The sequence below is a fragment of the Hyphomicrobium facile genome (genome assembly GCF_900116175.1).
In the GTDB taxonomy this organism is placed as follows: domain Bacteria; phylum Pseudomonadota; class Alphaproteobacteria; order Rhizobiales; family Hyphomicrobiaceae; genus Hyphomicrobium_B; species Hyphomicrobium_B facile.
In genome coordinates this window covers 177,443-201,371 of sequence record NZ_FPCH01000003.1, presented here as the reverse complement: position 1 = coordinate 201,371, position 23,929 = coordinate 177,443, and the positions used below count along the sequence as shown (strand labels likewise).

Here is a 23,929-nt window from a genome sequence, read left to right as displayed (position 1 = left end):
CCGCCCTCGTTCGGATTATAACTCCCGGAGAAGACGGCCGATGATCTCGCCAAGCTATGTTCGCACTCTGGCGCGCTATAACAGTTGGCAAAACACCAACATTTATGGCGCGTCGGAAAGCCTCAGCGACGCGCAGCGCAAAGAGGATCGAGGCGGTTTCTTCGGCTCGATCCACGCCACCCTGAACCATATCCTGTGGGCCGACCAAACTTGGTTACACCGGGCTCAGCGCTTGCCCGCCCCCTGCGAAAGGGACCATACCCGATGGCCTTGCGCTCTTTGAGCACTGGGAAGCTCTGAAGGAAGAGCGCATTCGTTTCGATGGCGTCGTTCAGAAGTGGGCGGATGGACTCGAGCCCCGGGCCCTCGAAGGTGATCTGACTTGGGTCTCGGGTGCGACGGGGCGCGAACTGACAAGGCCGAAGGCACTACTCGTCGCGCACCTCTTCAATCATCAGACCCACCACCGGGGTCAGGTACACGCTCTGCTGACGGGATTTGGCATCAAGCCGGGCATCACTGATTTGCCCTTCGGAGAGAACATCTACGCCGGTTGAGCGGCTTCTCCCTGCTCGGCGGCCGGCTCTTGGGACGAGAGCCGCCGAGCGCAATCAAAAAAAACCTCAGGCGGCCGCGACCCAGCTTCCGGCGACAAATCCAAACGCAACGGCATCGGGATTGCGACGCGCTGTTTCAAGAAGCTGCTCAGGCGCTTCGACTTCGACGGAGGCCGAAGCATGGCCTTTCGTTTTGCGAGACTTCGCGCCCGTCAATAAGAAAACAGGCTTTCCTAGCACTACGGTTCTCACGGACTCCATGGTGGGGGCCTCCTGGAGTTGGAACGTATGTGAACGTCACTGGGGGAAGTGACGACGAAATATCCTATTAAATCGCTAACGTGCCGCCAATATGACAGCATTAACCCACGTTGAATACCGGGCCGGTTCGCATCTGCGAGCCCTGTACAACCCGATTCTGGATTTCATCGAGCAGCTGGAGCGCCGAAGAGCCCGTCGATAGGGTGTGGATGAGCTGTGGAAAACGTCTTTTCGGGCACTTCGACCCAAAAACTTCAAATCGCGTTTCACGAGATGTCGAATAGCTCACGAGAGACCATCGCGCGCGTCGCCCCAGCCGCCAGAATTGAAGCCGCCGGAATTGAAAAAGGCCGGAACGCTGGTCCCGGCCTTCTCCAAAACGCTCAAGCTCAGCTGAAGTATCAGCTCAGTTCTCTGATCTTGAAGGGCAGCCCGCCCTTCGGCGTCAATGTCACGGTCGCATTGAGACCCGCGGGATACTTGCCCACGTACTCCGGCCGGAAGCGGCGGAGCAGCAGCGACAGCGCCAACGTGTTCTCGACCTGGCTCATGGCGCCGCCGATGCACGACCGCTTGCCTGCGCCGAACGGTATGTAGCTGTATTTCACTTGCTTCTTGGCATTGCCCGCCATCCAGCGCTCCGGCTGGAAGGACTCAGGGTCCGGCCAGAATTTCGCATTGTGATGGGCGCCGTAAGCGAAGAGCGTCACCCGGTCGCCCGGATTGATCTTAACGCCGCCGATCTCGTCTTCCGCCTGAGCGACGCGGATCAAGCCCCATACGGGCGGATAGATCCGCATCGTTTCCTGGATCACCGCGCGCGTATACGCGAGGCCCGAATAATCGGCGGCGGTCGGCTCGCGGTCGCCATAAACCTGTTCGCCTTCGCGGCGAATGCGCTCGGCAGCCTCTGGCCGCCGCGAGATCTCGTAAAGAGCCCAGGCAAGGGTCAGCGCCGTCGTCTCGGTGCCGGCCCAGAGATATTGCTTGAGTTCGTCGACCGCCTGATCGCGATCGAACTCCGGAACGGCTGGATCGGCGACAGCCGCTTCGATCATCTTCAGAAGCGTGCGCTCGCGCTCTTCACGCGCGTCGGCACCCATGACCGCCGGCGGAACGCTCGCCCAGATTTCCATGGCCTTCGCGGGATCTTCTTCAGTGATCTCGAAGACCTCGCCAGCCTGCTTGCGGAGGCGAATCTCGCGATGGTTCATCACGTCCGTATAGGTCTTCACGCATTTGAAGACGACGTGAGGATTGAACGGCATGTCGCGGTCGAACAGTGCCTTGCAAATCATGTCGGCGGCGAGCGTCCAGGTCTGCTCGACCATTTCGACCGTATCGCCGGACTTCGCGAGCTCGCTCCAAAGGTCCATCTTCGTCTGGATGGCCTTGAGGAAGTACGGAATGTATTCGGCGAACATGTCCGGATGAAACGCCGGCTGCTGCGGCATGCGGATCTTCTGCCAGAGCGCGCCGTCGTTCGTGATCATCGACTTGCCGAAGATCGGCTTCAGACCGTCGAAATATTTGGTGTAGCTGTCGGCCTTCGTCACAAGCACGTGCTTGAAGTACTCAGGCTCCGAAATCAGCACGACGCGCTGGTTTGCCATGGTAACGGGCAGAACCGGGCCGTAGCGGTCCATCATGTGCATCAGAATGCGCATCGGGTTTTCAGGATCGCCACGCAGCAGCGGCGTCAACTTGAACCAGATGCTAGATTCATCACCGAGTCCCAGAGCAGTACTGGGGGTCGTTTCCATAGGCATTTCTCCATTCGGGATCCGGCGGAGCCGTGAGCGTGCGCGCCCGAAGGGCACTTCGAACAGCTCGAGAACTGCGCGCTGCACTTCAGATCGCCGGATCTCCCCTTCCGGAAGTCACAGAATTACCATGGTTCGGGGGGTGCCTGTCCATGCGACGGCCAGCGCAAGGTAACTATCGAAATCGACTGTGTCTCAGATTACAGGGGAAAACAGCGAGTTCATTTCGCCAGAATGCTGATTTATAGTTACTTTTTCTTGGTCATTGGGCACCTGACCTGCGGCGACAAGTCTTAACGCCGCTGGGTAAACCCGATGTTCGATTGCAAGCACGCGTGCCGCGAGCGTTTCGGGACTGTCCCCTGGAAGCACCGGAACCGCTGCTTGAGCGATGATCGGACCCTCGTCCATCTCGGGGCGAACGAAGTGCACAGTGCAGCCCGTGATCTTAACGCCCGCTTCGATTGCGCGCTCATGCGTGTGCAGTCCCTTGAAGCTCGGCAATAGCGACGGGTGAATGTTGATCATCCGGTCGCGCCAGTGCTCGACGAACGCCGGCGTCATCAGCCGCATGAAGCCCGCAAGCGCCACAAGCTCCACGCGCTGCTCGTCGAGGATGGCTTGCAGCGCGCCCTCGAAAACCGCACGCGACGGGTAGTGTTTGTGATCGATGATGGCGGTTCGCAGCCCCTGAGCCTTGGCCCAGGCGATGCCCGGCGCCTCCGGCCTGTTCGAGGCGACAAGCACGATCTCGGCCGGATAGTCGGCCGCGCGTGAAGCCTCGACGAGCGATTGCATGTTCGAGCCGCGGCCCGAGATCAAAATGGCGGTGCGTTTTTTTGTGCTCATGGCGCGGGTCTAGCAGAGCCCGCCGCGCCGCGCGAGGGCGTCCGCTACTGAGACCTGCCAGCCACGCCACAGCGCGCTGTTAGCCAACGTTATGCTCAGACGTTGCGGGGAAGATTCACCTACCGCATGGTGATGGCGATCGGGTTCACGATCGCCCGAATGGGGCAGGGGAAAAGTCCGCAGCGTTCCAATCGCTGACGGTTAATGCAATTGGATGGCAATGGCGCGCAGGATTTCTCTCCTCACCGTCGGAACCCTGGGCGACGTCGAGCCCATGGTCTCACTGGGTCTGGCACTGAAAGAGGAGGGCTACGAGGTCAGCCTCGCCGTTCCGGAGGACTTTCAAGATTTCGTCGAGGAGCGCGGGCTGGAATCGCGCCGCTGTGGGAGCGACTTCTCCAAATTCATGAAAGACGGCGAAATGGCCGAAGTCGCCGGGCGCCATACCCTCGTGATGATGAAGAAATGGCTTTGGCCGGGTCGCGATATGCGGGCTTTGTTCGAGGGCATTTATCGCGATGCCGTGAAAGCCTCCGCCGACGCCGATGCGATCCTTTTCCACCCGGTCATTTCGGTGGGAGGCGAAATAGCTGAGGCGAAGCGCATTCCTGGAATCCTCGTTGGCCTCGGATCGGTTTCACCCTCGGCGGAAGCGCTTCTCTCTTGCATCCCTGGAACCGGAAAGCCCGCCTGGAACAGGCACGGCTATTCGGTATTGGGCCTGCAGAGGCTCGCCTATTTCTCAGTCATCAATGAAATCCGCTCGTCGCTCGGGCTTCGGCGAACCTACAGGCTGAAGCATCCCCATTACGTCGATGGCCGCCGCGTGCCGGTGCTGTACCCAGTCAGCCCGGTTCTGCAGCTGCGTTCGAATACCGCCGGCGATGAGATTCATTTCACGGGCTACTGGTCCCGCCAGACGGCGTCGGCCTGGCACCCATCCAAGCGACTGGCCGACTTCCTGTCGGCCGGCCCGCGCCCGATATATATCGGCTTCGGCAGCATGCCGGCGCTCGGGCTCGAGCGCTCGGAATTGATCTTGCGAGCCTGCGAAGCCGCAGGACAGCGCGCCATCATCGGCAATGGCCGAGGCGAATTCCATCGCCTGCCCCTTTCGGACAATTTCTATCTCCTTGATGAGTACGCGCCCCACGATAAACTTTTCCGGGAGGTCGCCGCAGTCGTTCACCATGGAGGCATCGGCACGACGCACTCGGCCCTGCGCGCGGGCCGCCCAAGCTTCGTCTGTCCCTTCATGCTCGATCAGAAATATTGGGGACACACCGTCTTCAAGCTCGGCGCCGGACCCGATCTCCTCGAAATCCAAAATTGGACTGAGGAGGCCCTGACGGAGCGAATCCGCGACGTCGCAACCAATCCGAAATATGCCGTCCGGGCCGGAGAAATCGCCCGCGCGATGCAGCACGAAAACGGCGCCGCTCACGCCGTCGAAATCATCAGGGGTATTGTCGGCGATCCATTTGGCGACGGCGAAGAGCCCGAACTCGCGGACGTCCCGGTCAAGGAAGTCGTTAGCTGATCAATAGCTAATCTAACTAGCGGGCCGCGCGCTGGGCTTGATATGCGGAACGCCGTCTCTCGCTCTGAACAACCGTCTGCCAAGGCCGGTCGCTCGCCGCGCCTGATGAACGTTGGCCAAGAAGATGTTCGCGACACGCGCCCAGTCGCGCTGCATCGCCTGAACGCGGATCTGATCGCGGTCGAGTTTCAGGCAAGCGAGTGCCGCAGATTTCAGGTCCTCGTCGAGATATCCGGTAACGCCCAGCGTAACGACGTCGATCGGCCCGGTCACGGGATAGGCGGCAATGCCGAGGCCCGATGCCATCGCCTCGAGCAAGACGAGCCCAAACGTGTCCGTCCGGCTTGGAAAAACGAAAACGTCGGCGGCCGCATATTCTCGAGCAAGTTCATCGCCGGTCTTCGCGCCTTTGAAGATGACGTCTGAATACTGCCGGCGCAGCGATTCAAGGATGGGTCCATCCCCGACCACGACTTTCCGGCCCGGCAGGTCGAGATTCAAAAACGCTTCGACGCTTTTCTCGCGAGACACGCGTCCGACGTAGAGGAACGTCGGCTCCGACTTCTCGGCGGCAGTTCCCCCATCGCAAGCCGGACGCGGTTCAAGGCGTGGCTTGAATTGATTTGTGTCGACGCCGCGCCCCCAAAGCATCAAGCGGCGAAAGCCGCGCCGCGACAGGTCCGCTTTGAGAGAGGGGGTCGCCACGAGCGTGCCGATGCTCGGCCGATGGAAGCGCCGCTGAAACGCATAGCTGATCCAAGCCGGTAGCCCCGTATACGTCTCGATGTACTCGGCAAACCGCGTATGGAACGACGTCGTGAAGCGAATGCCTTTTCGCAAACAGACCGCGCGCGTCGCCCACCCGATCGGCCCCTCCGTTGCGATATGAACATGGTCGTAGCCGCCGTCGCGCAGCAGCAAGGCAATCGACGACCGTCGCGCCAACGCCAGCCTGATTTCGCGGTAACCGGGGCACGGAAGCGTCGCGAAATCGAGAGGCGACAGGATGGTGACGGTGTGACCCGTCGCTTCGAGTTCGCGCTTCAGGTTCTCATAGGTGCGCACGACACCGTTGACCTGCGGCTTCCAGGCGTCCGTGGCGATGAGGATTCGCATGACGCTACCTCGGTGTTGGGCCGTGATCCCCTGGGGCAGCGGATTGCACGCGACAGCCGAGCCCGAGGGAGCACATAACGAGAGGCGGTTCCGAATCTGGTCCGGTCCCTCCCGCTTCTGACGCTTGCACTTTTCGTTTGTGTGACAGCCGAGGAAAAATACCGCAGACGCCGCATCTTAATCATATTGCCGTTAACCGCGGGCGCCCGCGAAGCGAGGGGCGCCGTGCCCGGAAATCCGGCGCCACGTCATGTAAGGGCGAATATCCGTAAATTGCCCGTCCGCGAGCCGGGCCACGGGCGGCGCGTCGTAGTCCTGGTGAATGATCTCGGCAACGAACCACCGGTCCGAAAGCAGCGGCTCCCCGCTGTCCTCGTAAGATGGCTGGGGCACGCGATATTTGATTTCGATAATTTCTCCGACCACGAGGTCAGCTACGTCACCGGACATGTAGTCCCTCCGATAAGCGCGTTGATTCCGGGGGCAAACTAGCTCGGAATTTTTTCAGTTCCGTGGCGTACTTTTGCTCGGCCCTGATGCAAGCGGCTAATGCGTGGATTGAGCATCAGCCCATTCTACGGGGCGTCGAGCGCCGCTCGCCTGCGCTTCTGCTTGCCGCCTTTTAAATTTTTCAATTCCACAGCTCCTGTTAGGAGATGTGCTCGAAGTCCGGATTTCGATGAAATCTGGAATGGGGACTCGTTCGGAGGACTGGAATGAAGAACTGGCTGGCCGTCACGCGGGCCCTGGCGATTGTTGCCGCACTGGCGAGCTTCGCGACGGCGGCGCAAGCCAACCGGGACGTGATCGCGCATTCGAACGATCCGGCCGACTGGGCCGTGCAATCCGGCGATTACAGCGGTCAGCGATATTCCAAGCTCGCCGAGATCAACAAAGATAACGTCGGAGACCTCAAAGTCGCGTGGACGTTCTCGACTGGCGTCCTCCGCGGCCACGAAGGCGGCCCGCTCGTCATCGGCGATACGATGTATCTCGTGACGCCATTCCCGAACGCCGTGATGGCCCTCGACCTGGCCCACGATCAAAAGATCCTTTGGAAATACCAGCCCAAGCAAGACCCTTCCGTCATCGGCGTCATGTGTTGCGATAGCGTCAATCGCGGCGTGCAATATGCGGAAGGTAAGATCCTCGTTCACACCGCCGACACGTCGCTCATCGCGCTCGATGCCAAAACCGGCATGGAGCTATGGAAAGTGACTGACGACGATCCGAAGAAAGGCGCAACGGGCACCGGCGCTCCGCTCATCGTCAAGGACAAGGTGATCGTCGGCGTCTCGGGCGGCGAATTCGGCGTTCGTTGTTACATCACCGCCTACGACTTGAACTCCGGCTACAAGGTTTGGCGGGCATACGCGATGGGCCCCGACGAGGATGTCCTCGTCGATCCGGAAAAAACGCTCGTCCTCGGCAAGCCCGCCGGAAAGGATTCCTCGCTGAGCACCTGGAATGGCGATCAGTGGAAGATCGGCGGCGGCCCGACGTGGGGCTACATGGCCTACGATCCGGAGCTGAACCTCATCTATTACGGAACGGGCAATCCCTCGACCTGGAATCCCGTTCAGCGCGCAGGCCCAGATCGCAAACCGATCGATCAGAAATGGGCGATGACGATGTTCGCCCGTGACGTCGATACGGGAATTGCGCGGTGGGCCTATCAAATGACGCCGTTCGATCAATGGGATTACGACGGCATCAATGAGCCGATCCTCGCGGATCTCGAAATCAATGGCTTCCCGCGCAAGACCGTGACGCACTTCGATCGCAATGGCTTTGCCTACACTTGGGATCGCGCAACGGGAGACCTTCTCGTCGCTGAGAAATTCGATCCCGCTGCGAACTGGGCGACGTCGATCGTGATGGACAAAAACGATCCCCACTACGGACGCCCGGCCGTCGTCAAAAAATATGCGCCGTTTGAAACTGGAACGGACGAAACGACGAAAGGCATCTGCCCGTCGTCGCTCGGTTCCAAAAACCAGCAGCCTGCGTCCTATTCTCTGGCGACGGGGCTCTTCTACGTTCCGACGACGCGAATGTGCATGGACTACGAGCCGTTCAAGGTTTCCTACACGGTCGGCCAGCCCTATGTCGGCGCAACGCTCACGATGTATCCGGTGCCCGACAGCCAAGGCGCAACCGGCGGTCTCATCGCTTGGGACGGCGCGAGAGGAAAGATCGTCTGGTCAAAACCGGAACGCTTTGCAGTCTGGTCTGGCGTGCTGACAACGGCCGGCGGAATAGCGTTCTACGGTACGCTCGAAGGCTATTTCAAAGCCGTCGACCAGAAAGACGGCACGGAATTATTCAAGTTCAAGACGCCGTCCGGGATCGTCGGCAATCCCATGACCTATAGGCACGCAGGCAAACAGTACGTTGCCGTGTTCTCCGGCGTCGGCGGCTGGGCAGGCATCGGTCTCGCAGCCGGCCTCACCAATCCGGACGACGGATCAGGCGCTGTCGGAGGCTTCGCGAGCCTCTCCGGCTACACGAGCCTCGGCGGTTCGCTGACTGTTTTCGCGTTGCCCTGAACCGACGCTTCCGGCCGGCTCGCGGAACGCGTGTCGGAAGCGTCAAAGCAAAAAGCCCGGCGCGCCGCACGCGTGTCGGAGGCGTCAACTAAGACTCAGCTTGCCTTCGTACTTGACGGCCCAGGCTTCGCCTTTGCCCTTTGCTTCCGACTTTTCGCCCGTCGGAGGGATGACATCGCCGATGATCAAGGGCTCTTCGCCGGCCGCCTTCAGCTTCGTGATTACGTCGTCAACTTTCGCTTTCGAGACGACCGCGATCATGCCGATGCCGCAGTTGAACGTCCTGAGCAGTTCGGTGGGCTCGATGTTGCCGGTCTTGGCGAGCCACCCGAAAACGGGCGGCACATCGAACGATGAAAGATCGATGCGAGCGCCCATGTCTTTCGGCATCACGCGAGGCACGTTCTCGGAAAGTCCGCCGCCGGTGATATGCGATAGCGCCTTGATCGCGCCGTTCATGCCCGACCCGCCCGTTGCCCGGATAGCGGCGAGAAGCGGTTTGACGTAGATGCGCGTCGGCGTGAGCAGCGCTTCCGCGACTGATGTGTTCGCGGCAAACGGGGCAGGCGCATTCCAATCGAGGCGCGCATGCTCGACGAGCTTGCGCACGAGGCTGTAGCCGTTCGAATGAACCCCCGAAGACTTGAGCCCGATCAGAATGTCGCCGACGGCGATATCGGCACGCGGCAAGATTTCATCGCGCTCGACGGCGCCGACCGAGAACCCTGCGAGATCGTAGTCGCCGCTCTTGTAGAGGCCCGGCATCTCGGCGGTTTCTCCGCCGATGAGCGCGCAGCCCGCATCGCGGCAGCCATCCGCGATCCCCGCGATGACGTCGCGCGCGGCGGCGACATCGAGCTTGCCGACGGCAAAGTAGTCGAGAAAGAACAACGGCTCCGCGCCTTGCACGACGAGATCGTTGACGCACATCGCGACAAGGTCGATTCCGATTGTCGAATGACGGCCGGTCTCGATGGCGATTTTGAGCTTCGTGCCTACACCGTCGTTCGCCGCGACCAGGATCGGATCGCGAAAGCCGGTGCGCTTCAGATCGAACAGGCCGCCGAAGCCGCCGAGATCCACATCCGCGCCAGGGCGGCTCGTCGAACGCGCAAGCGGCTTGATGGCCGCGACCAGCGCGTTACCCGCATCGATATCGACGCCAGCGTCGGCATACGTGATGCTCTTATTCGAATTCTCGTCAGCCGCCGGCATTCGTCCTCGTCGGGGGAATTGTGTTGGATGGAAGCCGCGTCCATGAATGGCGCAGTGGGGAGGGCATCGGTTAAACTCACTTTTGCCCCATTGCCAACCCGTGATGGGGGTCGTAGCAGCGACTGGCCCTGAGAGCAACGAAGGGATCGTTGGCGGGGTTCCGCGGTTGCGTATCCTTGCCGGCCATATACATCGCCTGAAAACGGGAAACGGGGGATTAAGGTGTCCGTTGGTCGCTGCTTCGCCATTGCCATAGCCATCTGGACGGCGGCTGTTGGGCTCGAAACGGCGCCTGCAATCTCGGCGGGCGCAGATGCTGCCTATACCGTCGCGAATTATCCGGTCGAAGCGACCGCGGCCAACGCCGTTGCTGCGAAGGAGCAGGCGATGGCAGACGGTCAGCAAGCGGCGTTCCGCTCCCTTCTGAAGCGCCTCGTGCCGGTCACGGCCTATAAACGGCTGTCGACAGTCGCAGATCTCAAAGCCGGAGATCTCGTATCGGGCGTCTCCGTGCGCTCGGAACGCAATTCCGCAACCGATTACATCGCCAGCCTCGACTTCTCGTTCCAGGCCGACGCAGTGCGCTCCGCGCTCTCGCGCCAAGGCATTCCTTATGTCGACCAGCAGGCGCCGCCGGTAACAGTCTTGACCGTGCTGCAGCAGGGCAACCCGCCAACGGCGGGCGGTGACGCTGGGCTATGGCGCCGCGCCTGGACGGGCCTCGACCTGAAACACACGATCACCCCGATAACGATCAAGGATCTGAAGCCGACGATCCGCCCCGATACGGTCAACCAGATGCTCGCCGGCGACGACAACGGCTTGCGCGCGCTCACGGGCGAATATGGAACGGGCCTCGTCGTAATGGCTGTCGCCGAGCCGGACATGGCATCTAAAAAGTTGACCGTGACGCTCGCCGGACGGGATGCCGCCGGTCCGCTGCTGTTGAAACGGACCTACCGCATCTCGGACGGTGATCTCGATTACGCCTCCCAGCTCGCAGCGGTTGTGGCCCTGGGCGTGATCGAGGGCCGCTGGAAGGCCATCAAGTCCGCCGCTCCCGTGCCCGCCTCCGCTGGAGCGGACATGCCCGTCTGGGCTGCCTCGACGGGTGGCAGCGGCGAGGACGTGACCCTTCTGGTTGAGTTCTCGAGCTCCGATCAATGGGATCAGATGCGCGCACAACTCCTGGACACTCCGGGTGTCGACGGGCTCAACATCGCCGACGTCACGGAAAGTAGCGCCGACATCACCTTGAAATATCCGGGTGGTGCAAGAAGTCTGGCAAATGCTCTAGGCGCTCGCGGTCTCAGCCTCACCGGCACGGACCAAGGCTGGGTTCTTCGCTCAAGCTATTGAAATAATTTATATATATCTCGTTCGTTTCGAGGGGCGCTGCGGTGCGCAGTGGTTGACGCGCCCTTTCGTTGCTGCTGCATTACTGCAGTGCAAAGGAGGATGTTCTCGACGAGATAAACTTCCAAGGGCTAGGGTCGCGCCGCCTAATCGGTTTCAACTTCGCCCAGGCAGAGAAAGACGGGGACAGTTTCGGCGTGAGCATTCCAAATCTAATTACGCTCGGCCGGGTCATTCTCGTACCCGTGGTCTTCTGGCTGCTGCTGACGGGCGAACTCCAGGCGGCATTCCTGGCTTTCGTCGTGGCGGGCATCTCCGACGCCGTCGACGGATTCCTCGCCAAGCGCTTCAGTTGGGAGACCGAACTCGGCGCGTATCTCGACCCCATTGCGGACAAGCTGCTTATCGTCTGCATCTTCATAGCGCTCGGCGTAACGGCGCGTCTGCCATCGTGGCTGGTCATCCTGGTCGTGTCGCGCGACGTGCTGATCGTTATCGCGGTCGTCCTGTCATGGCTGCTCGATCACCCGACGCCAATGAAACCCCTTGCCGTCAGCAAGATGAACACCGTTGCCCAGATCGTGCTGGCCGCCACCGTGCTGGCAGATGAGGGCTTCGGCTTGCGGCTGAAGGGGCCCGTGCAGCTATTGACGCTTCTTGCAGCTGCGACGACGATCATCTCGCTTGTGGCTTATTTGCGCGTGTGGCTGAAACACATGACGTTTTACGAAACCACCGGCTCGAAAAGCTGAGTGTTCCGGGGCATGTTTCAGCCCGGCTGACGATTTGAGGATCGAACGACATGTATTTTGAGCGGCACGCGCTGTTTTGGACCGCGGCTGCGCTGCTGTTCGCCTACATCGTTCAACTCGTAGCTCCGGCGCTCGTCCCATTCGTGATTGGGCTGACGCTGGCCTATTTTCTCAATCCCGTCGTTGACGCCATGGGCCGTGCCGGCATCCCGCGCTGGGTTTCTGCCATTCTGCTTCTCGCGGTGTTGGTGTGCATCATCACTTTGATGCTCGTGTTCCTCGTGCCCGTCCTCGCCCAACAGGTGGCCGGCCTCGTCGAGGCGGCCCCGCGAGAAATCGGACGGCTCAAGGTTACGCTTGAGATGGCCGCGCGTGAGAATCTGGGAGTGCGATACCCGCAGGCCGAAGCGGCCGTTCGATCCGCTCTGGAGTCCTTCACATCCTCTGCGCCATCTTTTCTTGGGACCTTCGTGCAAGGGATTTGGAACCAGAGTACCGCCGCGGTGAACTTCTTCACCGTTGTCCTTATAACGCCGGTCGTCTTTTTCTACGTCGTCAAGGATTGGCCGAAAATGGTGGCCACGATCGACGCTTGGCTCCCGCGTCGCGATGCGGACCAGATCCGAGCCCTTGCCATCGAAATCGACAGCCGCATCTCCGCGTTCATCCGCGGACAGGGCGTGGTGTGCATCCTTCTCGCACTCTACTACGCGATTGCGCTCAGTCTCGCCGGACTGGACTATGGCATGCTCGTTGGAATTCTGACCGGCCTCGCCTCATTCATTCCAATTTTCGGATGGTCGCTCGGCGCCCTGGCAGCCATGATCATCGCCTTCATCCAGTACTGGCCCGATCTCACCCACATTCTGATTATCGCGGGTGTCATGCTCGGCGGACAGGCGCTGGAATCCGGGGTCCTGAGCCCCTACATCATCGGCTCCGAAATCGGCTTGCATCCCGTCTGGTTGATCTTCGCGCTGTTGACCTTCAGCTATCTGTTCGGATTTCTCGGCCTCCTCGTCGCCGTGCCGGTTTCTGCCGCAATCGGCGTGCTCGTACGCTTTGCGCTCCGCGCCTATCTCGAGTCATCCGTGTATCAAGGCGAGGTTGAGCTGACCCTGAAGGATAAGCCTTGAATAGCCCCATGACCACGATCCCTGAGCAGCTTGTCTTTGAACTGCCGCACAGAACGGCGATGGGTCTTGAGGACTTCCTTGTTTCAGAATCGAACGCCGCCGCCGTTGCGCTCGTCGATCGCTGGCCGGATTGGCCCATCGGCGCCGCCGTGATCGCCGGCCCGCGGGGAAGTGGAAAAACCCATCTCGCCAACGTTTGGCTGAAGCGGGCCGGAGCTACCCCATTCGAGGCATCCGCGATCTCACGTGAGGCCGTCCCGGCAATGGCGTCAGCAGGCGCCCTTCTGATCGAGGACGTCCAGAAGATTACCGATGAGGCGGCGCTGTTCCATCTTTTGAACCTCGTCCGTGAACAGCGGCTGCAAATTCTCCTCACGACTGAAACCGTGCCGGGGGACTTGGCGATTGCGCTTCCCGATCTGCGCTCGCGGTTGAAAGCCCTGCCCTTGGCGACCATAGAGCCGCCCGATGACGCCCTGCTTCGCGCTGTCCTGGTGAAGTTATTCGCCGACCGCCAGTTGAGCGTCGAGCCGCAATTGGTGGACTACGTTCTCGTGCGGATGGAGCGGTCTATGCTTGCAGCCGAACGGTTCGTCGCAGAGGCAGATCGTCGTGCACTCGTGCTGCAGCGCCGGGTAACGCGCCCCATTGCCGCTGCAACGCTCGACGTACTCGGCTACTAATCGTCTTATACTGAGGATTAAGACACCCGCGCGTCATTTGGGTGTAATCTAACACCCACATGTCTCGACCGGATTTTCGGAGCAATCCCCCTAAGATGGCCACCGCGAAAAGCAGAACCAAAACCGATGTCGATATCGTTCCGCAAGGGCCGGAGCGTTTCTACAACCGCGAGCTGTCTTGGCTTCAGTTCAACCGCCGCGTTCTTGAGGAAGCGGGCAACGAACATCATCCGCTCCTCGAGCGTCTGCGCTTCCTATCGATAGCGGCAGACAACCTCGACGAATTTTACATGGTTCGCGCAGCCGGTGTTTATGGCCAGATCCGCGCCGGCATCACGACGCTGTCGCAAGATGGCTCGACGCCGATGCAGCAGCTTGCAGCAATCAACAAGTTCGCGACGGGCCTCGTCGCCGATAAGCAGGCGAGTTGGCGGACGATCAAAACCGAACTCGCAGGCGCCGGTCTTTTTGTGTTGCAGCCCGACGATCTGACGGAAGCGCAGCGCGATTGGCTCGAGCGTCGGTTCATGACGCAAATCTTCCCGATCCTGACGCCGATCGCAGCCGACCCCGCCCATCCGTTTCCCTTCATTCCCAATAAGGCGATGACCATCGTCGTCGAGATGGTGCGCCCGATCGACGGCAAAACCATGAATGGGCTCATTCCCATTCCCGGTCAGCTGGAGCGGTTCATTCGTCTCGAAGCGGAGCCCGGCAAACCGAAGGAAATTCGGTTCATTCAGCTCGAGTACGTCATCGGCATGTTTCTGACCGAGCTGTTCTCCGGCTTCGAGATCAAGAGCAAGGGTACGTTCCGCGTCCTCCGTGACAGCGACATCGAATTGCAGGAAGAGGCCGAAGACCTCGTTCGCTCCTATGAAAGCCAGCTGAAGCGGCGGCGCCGCGGCAACGTCATCCGGCTCGAAATAGAAGCCAAGATGCACGAACGCTTGCGCAAGTTCGTCATCGACGAACTCGAGGTTCGCGAAGAAAGCGTTTTCGTCAAAGAAGGCATCTTGGCCCTCGCCGATACCTCGCAGCTGATCGTGCCCGACCGGCCGGATCTTCTCTTCAAGCCCTTCACGATCCGCTTCCCCGAGCGCATTCGCGAATTCAGCGGTGACTGCTTCGCAGCTGTCCGTAACAAGGACATCGTCGTCCACCATCCCTACGAGAGCTTCGACGTCGTCGTTCAGTATTTGCGCCAGGCCGTCGCCGATCCGAACGTGATGGCGATCAAATGGACGCTCTATCGAACCTCGCGCGATAGCCCGATCATTCAGGCGCTGAAGGAGGCGGTCGAAGCCGGCAAATCCGTTACCGCCGTCGTCGAGCTCAAAGCCCGCTTTGACGAAGCAGCAAACATCCGCTGGGCGCGCGACCTTGAAAGCGCAGGTGTTCACGTTGTCTACGGGTTCACCGAACTGAAGACGCACGCCAAGCTCGGCCTGATCGTCCGCCGCGAGGGCACCGAGCTGACGACGTACTGTCACATCGGCACCGGCAACTATCATCCGCAAACCGCGCGCGTTTACACGGACCTGTCGCTCTTCACCACCGATCCGGCGATGGCGCGCGACATCACCCGAATTCTGAATTTCGTGACGGGTTACGGCGAGCCGGTTGAGCTCGAGTGCATGGCGGCGAGCCCGCACGGCATCCGCAACCGGATTATGACGCACATCGCCGAGGAGATAAGAAACGCCAAGGCCGGAAAGCCGTCCGGCATCTGGTGGAAGATGAACTCGCTCGTCGACGCTCAGATCATTTCAGCGCTCTACGACGCGAGCAATGCCGGAGTGCCGATCGATCTCGTCGTGCGCGGCATCTGCTGTCTGCGCCCGGGGATCCCGGGTCTTTCGAGCAACATCAGAGTGAAAAGCATTATCGGGCGCTTCCTCGAGCATGCCCGCATTTACTGTTTCGCCAATGGTGAGGCCTTGCCTTCGGCCAATGCCGCCGTCTACATCAGCTCCGCCGACATGATGCCGCGCAACCTCGACCGCCGCGTCGAGGCACTGGCGCCCGTCAAGAACCCGACCGTCCATGAACAAGTGCTGGCACAGATCATGGTTGCGAACTTGAAAGACAATCAACAGAGCTGGCGGATCAATTCCGACGGTAGCTCGACCCGGATTCAACCGGGTCCCGGTGAGGAAGCCTTCAATGCGCACAAGTACTTCATGACCAATCCTTCGCTTTCGGGACGCGGGCAATCTCTCAAGGAGAGCTTCCCGCAACGTTTCCGCCAGCCCGGTTGAGCCGGGAGTTCAATTTTGACACGTTGGAAAGAACTCTCGGGCGCAAACGAGCGTACCGCGGAAATGGAACCTATCGGCGTCGTCGATATCGGTTCCAACTCGGTTCGGCTCGTCATCTATGAAGGTGCGGTTCGTGCGCCGACACCCGTCTTCAACGAAAAAATTCTGTGCGGTCTCGGACGCTCGGTCGCATCCACCGGCAGCCTTGGCATTGAGGCCGTTGACCGCGCGCTGGCAGCACTCTCGCGCTTCAGGATCATTGCGAAGATTCTGAGCGTCAAGAATCTGAAGGTCATCGCCACGGCCGCTGTTCGCGATGCGCAGAACGGCCGTGACTTCATCGAGCAGGGCCAGCGGGCCATCGGCGCCAGGATCGAGGTTCTGTCCGGCGATACCGAAGCGCGCCTGGCGGCCCAAGGCATCATGATGGGTTTCGTCGATCCCGATGGGGTCGTCGGCGACCTCGGCGGCGGCAGCCTCGAACTGATCGATCTCACGCAGGAGCGATTGAAGGAGGCTGCAACATTGCCTCTCGGCGGTTTGCGCCTGATCGACACGACCGGCAACAAGATCGAGCGCGCGACTGACGTCATCGACGCCGCCATCGCAAGCCTTCCTTGGGTTAGAAACGGCGCGGGCCGCACGTTCTATGCCGTCGGCGGCACGTGGCGTTCGCTCGCCAAGCTGCAAATGGACCGCGTCGATTATCCGCTGCGCGTAATGCAGGGATACAAGCTGACGACGCGGGAAGCGCTCGACCTCTGCGAGCAGTTTCGCAAAGCCAAAAAGCCTCTCGATATTCCAGGCATCGCCGGTGTCGCCAAAGCGCGTCGCGAAGTCCTGCCGTTCGGCGCGCTCGTCTTGGAGCGGCTGCTGCGCCAGATGGAGCCACGGCAGATCGTCTTCTCCGTATTCGGAATTCGCGAGGGACTGATTTACGGTCTCCTGCCGCCATTCGAGAAGGCGCGCGATCCGCTGATCAGCTTCTGCGAAGATTACGCCGCCCTGCGGTCGCGATCCGTCGCCCATGCCTTTGAACTCTGCGACTGGACCGACCAGCTCTTCGCCGACCCGGCTCAGGAGGAGACGGCCGATGAGCGGCGTCTCCGCCACGCCGCATGCATCCTCTCCGATGTCGGCTGGCGAGCCCATCCCGACTACCGCGGCGAGCAAAGCGTCAACACGATCGCGCACGCGGGCCTGGGCGGGGTCGATCACCCGGGCCGCATCTTCCTCGCCCTCTCCGTCTTCCACCGCCATGAGACGTCAGAGGAGGAGGGCGGCGGCCAGCTCTCCGACCGGCTCCGCAGTCTGGTCACTAAACGCGTTCAGCGGCGGGCGAGGATCGTTGGCGCAGCGATCAGGACTGCCCATATGCTTTCGATCGGCATGGCCGGCGTTATCGACCAAACGTCGCTCAGCTACGAAAACGGCACGCTTGTCTTGACGATACCGGCGGCCTACGCAGCACTGGACGGGGAAAGGCTGCGACGCCGATTCGAGACACTTGCGGCTTTGGTCGGCAAAAGGCCGGAAATCCGAATTACCGGTTGAGAGGCAGTACGCCTCGCTTGCAACGCAGCATTTTCTGATAGTCTATAACAAAAGTTCCCAGGATGAAGTCAGCCTCCATGGCGGAAGATCTTTACGACATTCTCGGCGTCTCGCGGGGAGCCACAGAGGATGAAATACGCAGCGCGTTTCGTAAGGCGGCCAAAGCCAATCATCCGGACGTCAACCCCCACAATGCCGGGGCCGCTGAACGATTTAAGAAGATCACCGCCGCCAACGATATCTTGAGCGACCCCGAAAAGCGCCGCCAGTACGACGCGGGCGAGATAGACGCCAAGGGCGACCCGCGCCGGCCGCAGTGGAACCGGTCTGCAGGCGCCCAGCGAGGCCCGTTCTCGGCACGGGGTTTCGAGGGCCGCCCCGGAGCCACCGGATTTGACGATTTCAGCTTTTCCGACATTTTTTCCGATGTCTTCGGCGCGGGCGGAGGCGGTCGGCGTGCCAGTCATGGGCACCGCGGGCAGGATCTGCGCTACTCGCTGGAAGTCGATTTTCTCGAAGCCGTGCTTGGCGCCAGGAAGCGCGTGACGCTGCCGGATGGCGGCGTGCTCGACCTCGCCGTGCCGGAAGGCGTGACCGACGGCCAAACGCTACGGCTGAAGGGTAAGGGCACGCCCGGAGGGCCGGGCTCCGAGCCCGGAGATGCTCTTGTCGAAATAAAGATCCGCCAGCACCCGGACTTCAAGCGCGACGGCGACGACATTTTGCTCGAACTGCCGATCACCGTCGACGAAGCCGTCCTCGGCGGCCGGGTCGAAGTCCCGACCCCGACCGGCCGGGTCCAGCTCAATATTCCGAAGGGCACAAGCTCGGGAAAGACGTTCCGCCTCAAAGGCAAGGGCGTTCGCGGCAAAAACGGCGTGCACGGCGATCAGCGTGTGACGGTCAAGATCGTACTGCCGCACGATATCGACGACAGCCTCTCATACTTCTTTTCCGAATGGCGTCAGAAGCACGCCTATGACCCGGGCCGGAAGTAAGCATCGCTTGGCGGCCGGCGCGCGGAACGCGTGTCGCCAAGCGCAATTAAAAAATCTACCTCGCGGCAGGCACCGCGCGAACTTCGCCATCTACCAGCGTCAACGCCAGTTCACCGCGCTTGAGCTTCAGTGCGGATTCGCCGAAGAGCGTCCGTCGCCAGCCTTGAAGCGCCAGGATGTTCGCTTCATCGGACGTTGCAAGCTGTTCGAGATCGTCGCTGTCCGCGATGATGCGAGGCGCGACGCCGTGTTCCGCGGCGGCGGCCTTGAGGAGCACTTTCAGCAATTCGAGTGTTGCGCTGGCTTCAGCCGACAGCGCTTCGTTCCGTTCGATTTGCGGCAACGTCTTGGGATCGCGCGCGAGACCCGCCTTGACGACGTCGACGATTTCCTTCGCCCGCTGCGATCGTGCAAACCCGTCCGAAAGCGTCCGGAGTTGACCGAGTGAATCCGCGCTCGCCGGAAGCTGGTTGGCGATGTCGTACAGAGCGTCGTCCCGGAGCACGCGCCCGCGCGGCACATCGAGCGATTGCGCCAAGCGTTCCCGCCAGGCCGCAAGTTCAATAAGCACCGCAAGCGATTTCCGCCCTTTGACGCGAAGCTTGAGGCGTTGCCAGGCATTTTCGGGCTTCGCATCGTACGTGGCAGGGCTCGTGAGAACTTCCATCTCTTCCTGCAGCCACGGGGTACGGCCCGTCTTTTCGAGTGTCTGCTTCAGGCGCTGATAGACGTCTCTGAGATGCGTCACATCCGCGAGCGCATAGTCGAGCTGCTTGTCCGAAAGCGGCCGGCGGCTCCAATCGGTGAAGCGCGAGCTTTTGTCGAGATCGATGGACGTCGTCTTCTTGACGAGGTTCACATAGCTGATGCTGTCGCCATAACCGCAAACCATCGCCGCAACCTGCGTGTCGAACACGGGCGTCGGCACGATCTCCGCCTTCAGGAAGATGATTTCGATATCCTGGCGGGCGGCGTGGAAGACCTTGACGACCGAGGTGTCAGCCATCAGCTGATAGAACGGCGTCAGGTCCAGACCTGGGCTCAGCGGGTCGACGACGGCTTCGGCATCGGGGCCCGCGAGCTGGATGAGGCAAAGCAATGGCCAGAACGTCTGCTCACGCAGAAATTCGGTGTCAACAGCAACATATTCACTTTTGGCCAGCACTTCACAAAGTGCCGCCAGCTCTGACGTGGTCGTGATCATTCGCATCAAGGCAGCCCTATAGCGCATGGTCTCAAAGTTGTCGCCATCAGTTCGGTGCCGGAGGTAGGGCGTTTTTTCGCAAGGGGTTTCCGGCAGCTGCGGCGACGGCCCGCTATGTCGAAGGTTTGGCCTCGAAGGAAGCCCCGGGAACCTTCCTCAGTTAACGTGTTGGGTGCTAACCTTGACTTTCGAACGGCCGCATGCGCTTTTCCGCGGCGATTTTCACCCACATCGATCAAAGGGTTTCCGGCCATGGCCGAGGCTAAGCTGCATCGTTATCGCTCGCACACATGCGGCGCTCTGAGGAAAACCGACGTAGGCTCGCACGTGCGGCTTTCCGGCTGGGTGCATCGCGTCCGCGACCACGGCGGCGTCCTCTTCATCGATCTCCGCGACCATTATGGGTTGACGCAGGTCGTCGCAGACCCCGACAGCCCCGCCTTCAAGGTCGCAGAAACGTTGCGGTCGGAATGGGTCGTACGCATCGACGGCAAAGTGCGCGACCGGCCCGAAGGCACGGTCAATTCAGAGCTTCCGACGGGAGAAATCGAGCTTTACGCAACCGAGATCGAAGTGCTCTCGGCAGCGAAGGAATTGCCGGTTCCGGTCTTTGGCGAGCCTGAATACCCCGAGGATCTGCGCCTGCAATATCGCTTCCTCGATCTTCGCCGCGAGACGCTGCACGCCATCATCATGAAGCGGCTCGAGATCACGCGATCGATTCGCCGGCGCATGCACGACGAAGGCTTCAACGAATTCCCGACGCCGATCCTGACGGCCTCGAGCCCCGAAGGCGCACGCGACTTCCTGGTGCCGAGCCGCATCCATGCCGGCAAATTCTACGCGCTCCCGCAGGCTCCTCAGCAGTATAAGCAACTCTTGATGGTGTCGGGCTTCGACCGCTATTTCCAGATCGCACCGTGCTTCCGCGATGAAGACCCGCGCGCCGACCGGCTGCCGGGCGAATTCTATCAGCTCGACGTCGAGATGAGCTTCGTCGAGCAGGAAGACGTCTTCGCGACGATGGAGCCGGTCATCACTGGCCTCTTCGAAGAGTTCGCGGAGGGTAAGCCCGTGACGAAGGGCTGGCCGCGCATCCCCTACGACACGGCGATCGCCAAGTACGGCTCTGACAAGCCGGATCTGCGCAACCCGATCGAGATGGCAGACGTCACCGAGCACTTCCGCGGTTCGGGCTTCAAGGTCTTCGCGGGCATGATCGAGAAGGACCCGAAGGCGCGCATCTGGGCCATCCCCGCGCCGACGGGCGGCAGCCGCGCGTTCTGCGACCGCATGAACTCATGGGCGCAGAGCGAGGGCCAGCCGGGCCTCGGCTACATCTTCTGGCGTGAAGGCGAGGAAGGCGGAGCCGGTCCCGTTGCAAAAAACATCGGCCCGGAACGCGCGACCGCGATAAAATCGCAGCTCAGCCTGAAGGAAGGCGACGCTGCGTTCTTCGTCGCCGGCAACCCGGCGAACTTCTACAAATTCGCAGGTCTCGCACGCGACCGCGTCGGCCAAGAGCTGAAGCTCGTCGATGAGAACCGGTTCGCGCTCGCATGGATCGTCGACTTCCCGTTCTACGAATGGAACGAGGAAGAGAAGAAGATCGACTTCTCGCACAACCCGTTCTCAATGCCGCAAGGCGGCGGCGAGGCGCTCGACGCGGCGACGACGACCGAAGAGCGCCTGAAGCTCAAAGCCTACCAGTACGACATCGTCTGCAACGGCTATGAGATCGCGTCGGGCGGCGTCCGCAATCACAAGCCGAACGATATGATCAAGGCGTTCGGCATTGCGGGGCTCGGTCCGGAGGTTGTCGAGCAGCGCTTCGGCGGTCTCTTCCGCGCCTTCCAGTACGGCGCGCCTCCGCACGGCGGCATGGCGGCTGGCATCGAGCGCATCGTCATGCTGCTGACGGGCGGCAAGACCGTTCGCGAAGTGGCACTGTTCCCGATGAACCAGCAAGCAGCCGATCTGCTGATGGGTGCCCCGAGCGAAGCCGCGCCGAAGCAGCTCCGCGAACTCTCCATCCGCGTCGTCGCGCCGGAAAAGAAGGGGTAAGCAAAGTGCTCAGAGCAGTTGCGATAAATCTCGCAATTTGCCTGAGCATCATTTTTGTACCCGATATTGGCACAGCCAAGAGTCTAATCATCGAGATTGCAGACAAAACCTCCAACGGAAACGGGATAGTGGCCATGCCGCTGGAAGAGTTTTGGAGCTTGATAGAAAAAGTAGATCATGACTCCCTTCGCATGGGCGAGGGTTTCGATCGCCAAGCGGTGGCACCGCTTGCTCTAGCTCTTTCCAGCCACTCGAAAGAAGACCTGGAAGCGTTCGAAGAGCGTATGGCGCAGGTCCTTTACGCGCTCGATGGAAGGCGCTTTGCAGAGGCTGCCGGGATGAATGGTAGTTCGGATAGCTTTCTGTACGCGCGGGCTTACGTGGTCGCAAACGGCAAAGACTATTATGAGCGTGTTTTGCGCGATCCCAGCCTGATGCCAAAGTCCGTCGAGCAATGGTGCGAGCCACTGATTTTTGTTGCTAGGGACGTCTGGAGGGCGCGCACTGGGCGAGACCTTAACTATGCGGCGAGCGTCAGTTTTGAGACGGGCTCAAATAAATCGCAGTGGTAGAAAATCGGCACCCCTCCACGAACAGAGGGCGCCGATTTTTTTTGAGTGTGAACGGAAGATTATTCCGTCGTGACCGTCGCGGCACGCGGCGCGACGACTGTGACGACTACGGTCTTTCCGTCCTTTGTTGCTGTGCCCACCCAGCGGCCGGAATCATCGCGGTGAAGCGGTGAAATCGCCGTATAGCCCTGGTGAGCCAGCTGCAACCGCGCCTGCTCGGAATTGGCGGCGCTTGCAAGTTCGGCGCTAAATGCCGCCGATTTCCCGGCGTCGATCGAGGAAGCCTCTTCCGCAAGGGCCGGAAGCGCAAAGCAGGCGGTTGCCAGTCCAATTGAGATTATGCGGATCATGTAAACTCCATTATGTTTCGCTGCGGATCTCTCTCCGCGTCAAACTTCAAATAGGAAGCTTCTCGCCTTTCCGCCAAACAACTCACCGTGCTTGAAAACTTGCCAATCGTGAAATGATGTGATCATGGCGTTAGCCATCCCGCCACGCCGGACTTTTCGGGACATTACCGTCTAGACAGAAAGCGAGCTTAGCGATCGATGCGAATTCTCTTCCTCGGCGCCGGGGCAACCGGCGGATATTTCGGCGGCCGTCTTGCAAAGGCCGGCGTCGATGTGACGTTCCTCGTTCGGCCGAAACGCCGCGATCAACTCCTGCGCGACGGCATCAAGATCGAAAGCCCCGTCGGCAATTTGGCGACGCCCGTGAAGGCGATCACGCGCGACGAGATCAGCGCTCCGTTCGATGCCGTCGTTCTAAGTGCCAAGTCCTACGATCTGAGTGAAGCGATCCAAACGATCAAGCCCGCCGTCGGCGAAAGCAGTTTGGTCTTGCCGTTGCTCAACGGTATGAAACATCTCGCAGCTCTCGATGATGCATTCGGAGCCGTGCGCGTGCTCGGAGGGATGTGCCAGATCAGCGTCACGCTGGGCGACGACGGCACGATCCACCACTTCGGTCCTTTCGCAACGGTCACGCAGGGACCGAGATTTCCCGAACAGAAGGACGGATCGGCGAAGCTTCACGATGTCCTCGCGCAGGGCTGCGACGCGCGTCACTCAGCCGACATCATCGCCTCGATGTGGGAGAAGTGGTTTTTCATCGCGGCTCTTGCGTCGTCCACATGCCTGATGCGCGCAACTGTCGGCGAAATCAATTGCACCGGTGGGGGCCCTGAGTTCATGACCAGCCTGGTGAACGAATGCATAGCCGTTGCGTCCGCAAACGGTTACCCGCCGAAACAGGCTATGCTCGATTTCGCGCGTACCCTGATGAGCGACCGGAATTCGAAAATTTCCGCGTCGATGCTGCGGGATATCCAACGCGGCGGGCGGATCGAGGCCGATCAGATCGTCGGAGACATCATTCGCCGAGGCCGGGCCAGGAACGTCGCAACGCCCCTTCTCGATACGGCCTTCATTCATTTGCAAGCTTACGAAAGCCAAATTCTGAAAAGCGCCTAGCCGGGTCGTTGAATGGGGCAGATAGCC

General features: G+C 60.7%; 22 protein-coding genes. 14 read left to right on the top strand and 8 right to left on the bottom strand.

All coding sequences use genetic code 11. The features are described from left to right. Positions 1 to 40: 40 nt before the first annotated feature. Both BM399_RS21515 and BM399_RS21555 read left to right on the top strand, forming a co-directional pair. The gene (locus tag BM399_RS21515; protein WP_280140565.1) at positions 41 to 283 is read left to right on the top strand and encodes a DinB family protein; all 243 of its coding nucleotides are present in this window, start codon (positions 41 to 43) and stop codon (positions 281 to 283) included. Next, positions 189 to 557 carry a DinB family protein gene (locus BM399_RS21555; RefSeq protein WP_342028759.1) on the top strand — a complete coding sequence of 123 codons (369 nt, stop codon included), beginning with the start codon at positions 189 to 191 and terminating at the stop codon, positions 555 to 557. The genes BM399_RS21515 and BM399_RS21555 overlap by 95 nt, the downstream gene beginning before the upstream one ends. Before the next feature lie 66 nt (positions 558 to 623). Here BM399_RS21555 and BM399_RS13965 read toward each other — a convergent pair whose 3' ends face one another. From BM399_RS13965 to purN, 3 genes are all read right to left on the bottom strand, one after another. Continuing rightward, positions 624 to 818 (bottom strand): hypothetical protein, encoded by a 195-nt coding sequence (locus BM399_RS13965; protein WP_092868391.1) that lies wholly within the window; start codon positions 816 to 818, stop codon positions 624 to 626. Positions 819 to 1,219: 401 nt separating this feature from the next. Beyond that, the gene (locus tag BM399_RS13960; RefSeq protein WP_092869102.1) at positions 1,220 to 2,581 is read right to left on the bottom strand and encodes a cytochrome P450; all 1,362 of its coding nucleotides are present in this window, start codon (positions 2,579 to 2,581) and stop codon (positions 1,220 to 1,222) included. Positions 2,582 to 2,776: 195 nt separating this feature from the next. Further along, a complete protein-coding gene (gene purN, locus BM399_RS13955; RefSeq protein WP_092868390.1) occupies positions 2,777 to 3,430 on the bottom strand; it encodes a phosphoribosylglycinamide formyltransferase in 654 nt (217 codons plus the stop codon). Positions 3,431 to 3,650: 220 nt separating this feature from the next. On the opposite strand from purN, the gene BM399_RS13950 reads away from it, so the two are divergent. Next, complete coding sequence (locus tag BM399_RS13950) at positions 3,651 to 4,970, top strand: glycosyltransferase (protein WP_177228167.1); 1,320 nt, start codon at positions 3,651 to 3,653, stop codon at positions 4,968 to 4,970. Between the two features lie 12 nt (positions 4,971 to 4,982). Here BM399_RS13950 and BM399_RS13945 read toward each other — a convergent pair whose 3' ends face one another. Continuing rightward, the gene (locus BM399_RS13945) at positions 4,983 to 6,086 is read right to left on the bottom strand and encodes a glycosyltransferase family 4 protein (protein ID WP_092868388.1); all 1,104 of its coding nucleotides are present in this window, start codon (positions 6,084 to 6,086) and stop codon (positions 4,983 to 4,985) included. Positions 6,087 to 6,278: 192 nt separating this feature from the next. Continuing rightward, a complete protein-coding gene (locus BM399_RS13940) occupies positions 6,279 to 6,536 on the bottom strand; it encodes a hypothetical protein (protein ID WP_092868387.1) in 258 nt (85 codons plus the stop codon). A gap of 266 nt (positions 6,537 to 6,802) precedes the next feature. On the opposite strand from BM399_RS13940, the gene BM399_RS13935 reads away from it, so the two are divergent. Then, positions 6,803 to 8,635 carry a methanol/ethanol family PQQ-dependent dehydrogenase gene (locus tag BM399_RS13935; RefSeq protein WP_092868386.1) on the top strand — a complete coding sequence of 611 codons (1,833 nt, stop codon included), beginning with the start codon at positions 6,803 to 6,805 and terminating at the stop codon, positions 8,633 to 8,635. A gap of 84 nt (positions 8,636 to 8,719) precedes the next feature. Here BM399_RS13935 and purM read toward each other — a convergent pair whose 3' ends face one another. Next, positions 8,720 to 9,850 carry a phosphoribosylformylglycinamidine cyclo-ligase gene (purM, locus tag BM399_RS13930; RefSeq protein ID WP_092868385.1) on the bottom strand — a complete coding sequence of 377 codons (1,131 nt, stop codon included), beginning with the start codon at positions 9,848 to 9,850 and terminating at the stop codon, positions 8,720 to 8,722. 222 nt (positions 9,851 to 10,072) lie between these two features. Here purM and BM399_RS13925 point away from each other — a divergent pair, with 222 nt between their 5' ends. The 7 genes from BM399_RS13925 (at position 10,073) to BM399_RS13895 (ending at position 18,590) form a co-directional block, all read left to right on the top strand. Further along, positions 10,073 to 11,209, top strand: a complete 1,137-nt coding sequence (locus tag BM399_RS13925) for a DUF2066 domain-containing protein (RefSeq protein WP_092868384.1) — start codon at positions 10,073 to 10,075, stop codon at positions 11,207 to 11,209. A 194-nt stretch (positions 11,210 to 11,403) separates the two neighbouring features. Next, entirely contained in the window at positions 11,404 to 11,958 is a 555-nt protein-coding gene (locus BM399_RS13920) for a CDP-alcohol phosphatidyltransferase family protein (protein ID WP_092869101.1), read from the top strand. 50 nt (positions 11,959 to 12,008) lie between these two features. Continuing rightward, positions 12,009 to 13,094, top strand: a complete 1,086-nt coding sequence (locus tag BM399_RS13915; protein ID WP_092868383.1) for an AI-2E family transporter — start codon at positions 12,009 to 12,011, stop codon at positions 13,092 to 13,094. An 8-nt stretch (positions 13,095 to 13,102) separates the two neighbouring features. Next, on the top strand, positions 13,103 to 13,777 hold the full coding sequence (locus BM399_RS13910) for a P-loop NTPase family protein (RefSeq protein ID WP_092868382.1): 675 nt from the start codon (positions 13,103 to 13,105) through the stop codon (positions 13,775 to 13,777). Between the two features lie 95 nt (positions 13,778 to 13,872). Then, positions 13,873 to 16,038, top strand: a complete 2,166-nt coding sequence (locus tag BM399_RS13905; RefSeq protein WP_092868381.1) for an RNA degradosome polyphosphate kinase — start codon at positions 13,873 to 13,875, stop codon at positions 16,036 to 16,038. Positions 16,039 to 16,053: 15 nt separating this feature from the next. Beyond that, entirely contained in the window at positions 16,054 to 17,592 is a 1,539-nt protein-coding gene (locus BM399_RS13900) for a Ppx/GppA family phosphatase (protein ID WP_092868380.1), read from the top strand. Positions 17,593 to 17,669: 77 nt separating this feature from the next. Then, positions 17,670 to 18,590 carry a DnaJ C-terminal domain-containing protein gene (locus tag BM399_RS13895; RefSeq protein ID WP_177228166.1) on the top strand — a complete coding sequence of 307 codons (921 nt, stop codon included), beginning with the start codon at positions 17,670 to 17,672 and terminating at the stop codon, positions 18,588 to 18,590. A 55-nt stretch (positions 18,591 to 18,645) separates the two neighbouring features. On the opposite strand, the gene rnd is transcribed toward BM399_RS13895, so the two are convergent. Next, a complete protein-coding gene (gene rnd / locus BM399_RS13890) occupies positions 18,646 to 19,800 on the bottom strand; it encodes a ribonuclease D (RefSeq protein ID WP_092868378.1) in 1,155 nt (384 codons plus the stop codon). A gap of 261 nt (positions 19,801 to 20,061) precedes the next feature. Here rnd and aspS point away from each other — a divergent pair, with 261 nt between their 5' ends. After that, complete coding sequence (gene aspS / locus BM399_RS13885; RefSeq protein WP_092869100.1) at positions 20,062 to 21,858, top strand: aspartate--tRNA ligase; 1,797 nt, start codon at positions 20,062 to 20,064, stop codon at positions 21,856 to 21,858. A gap of 5 nt (positions 21,859 to 21,863) precedes the next feature. Further along, positions 21,864 to 22,430: a DUF4240 domain-containing protein gene (locus BM399_RS13880; RefSeq protein ID WP_092868377.1), complete on the top strand. Its 567-nt coding sequence runs from the start codon at positions 21,864 to 21,866 to the stop codon at positions 22,428 to 22,430. Between the two features lie 59 nt (positions 22,431 to 22,489). On the opposite strand, the gene BM399_RS13875 is transcribed toward BM399_RS13880, so the two are convergent. Further along, entirely contained in the window at positions 22,490 to 22,780 is a 291-nt protein-coding gene (locus tag BM399_RS13875; RefSeq protein WP_092868376.1) for a hypothetical protein, read from the bottom strand. A gap of 198 nt (positions 22,781 to 22,978) precedes the next feature. Here BM399_RS13875 and panE point away from each other — a divergent pair, with 198 nt between their 5' ends. Further along, on the top strand, positions 22,979 to 23,902 hold the full coding sequence (panE, locus tag BM399_RS13870; protein ID WP_092868375.1) for a 2-dehydropantoate 2-reductase: 924 nt from the start codon (positions 22,979 to 22,981) through the stop codon (positions 23,900 to 23,902). The last annotated feature ends 27 nt before the right edge of the window (positions 23,903 to 23,929 follow it).

Bases quoted from the DNA above. Each gene is read 5' to 3' on its own strand.
- purM (WP_092868385.1), bottom strand. From the start codon at position 9,850: ATGCCGGCGGCTGACGAGAATTCGAATAAGAGCATCACGTATGCCGAC.
- BM399_RS13895 (WP_177228166.1), top strand. From the start codon at position 17,670: ATGGCGGAAGATCTTTACGACATTCTCGGCGTCTCGCGGGGAGCCACA.
- BM399_RS13945 (WP_092868388.1), bottom strand. From the start codon at position 6,086: ATGCGAATCCTCATCGCCACGGACGCCTGGAAGCCGCAGGTCAACGGT.
- panE (WP_092868375.1), top strand. From the start codon at position 22,979: ATGCGAATTCTCTTCCTCGGCGCCGGGGCAACCGGCGGATATTTCGGC.
- purN (WP_092868390.1), bottom strand. From the start codon at position 3,430: ATGAGCACAAAAAAACGCACCGCCATTTTGATCTCGGGCCGCGGCTCG.
- BM399_RS13940 (WP_092868387.1), bottom strand. From the start codon at position 6,536: ATGTCCGGTGACGTAGCTGACCTCGTGGTCGGAGAAATTATCGAAATC.
- BM399_RS13960 (WP_092869102.1), bottom strand. From the start codon at position 2,581: ATGGAAACGACCCCCAGTACTGCTCTGGGACTCGGTGATGAATCTAGC.
- BM399_RS13965 (WP_092868391.1), bottom strand. From the start codon at position 818: ATGGAGTCCGTGAGAACCGTAGTGCTAGGAAAGCCTGTTTTCTTATTG.
- BM399_RS21515 (WP_280140565.1), top strand. From the start codon at position 41: ATGATCTCGCCAAGCTATGTTCGCACTCTGGCGCGCTATAACAGTTGG.
- BM399_RS13905 (WP_092868381.1), top strand. From the start codon at position 13,873: ATGGCCACCGCGAAAAGCAGAACCAAAACCGATGTCGATATCGTTCCG.
- rnd (WP_092868378.1), bottom strand. From the start codon at position 19,800: ATGCGAATGATCACGACCACGTCAGAGCTGGCGGCACTTTGTGAAGTG.
- BM399_RS13935 (WP_092868386.1), top strand. From the start codon at position 6,803: ATGAAGAACTGGCTGGCCGTCACGCGGGCCCTGGCGATTGTTGCCGCA.
- BM399_RS13910 (WP_092868382.1), top strand. From the start codon at position 13,103: ATGACCACGATCCCTGAGCAGCTTGTCTTTGAACTGCCGCACAGAACG.
- BM399_RS13875 (WP_092868376.1), bottom strand. From the start codon at position 22,780: ATGATCCGCATAATCTCAATTGGACTGGCAACCGCCTGCTTTGCGCTT.
- BM399_RS13915 (WP_092868383.1), top strand. From the start codon at position 12,009: ATGTATTTTGAGCGGCACGCGCTGTTTTGGACCGCGGCTGCGCTGCTG.
- BM399_RS13950 (WP_177228167.1), top strand. From the start codon at position 3,651: ATGGCGCGCAGGATTTCTCTCCTCACCGTCGGAACCCTGGGCGACGTC.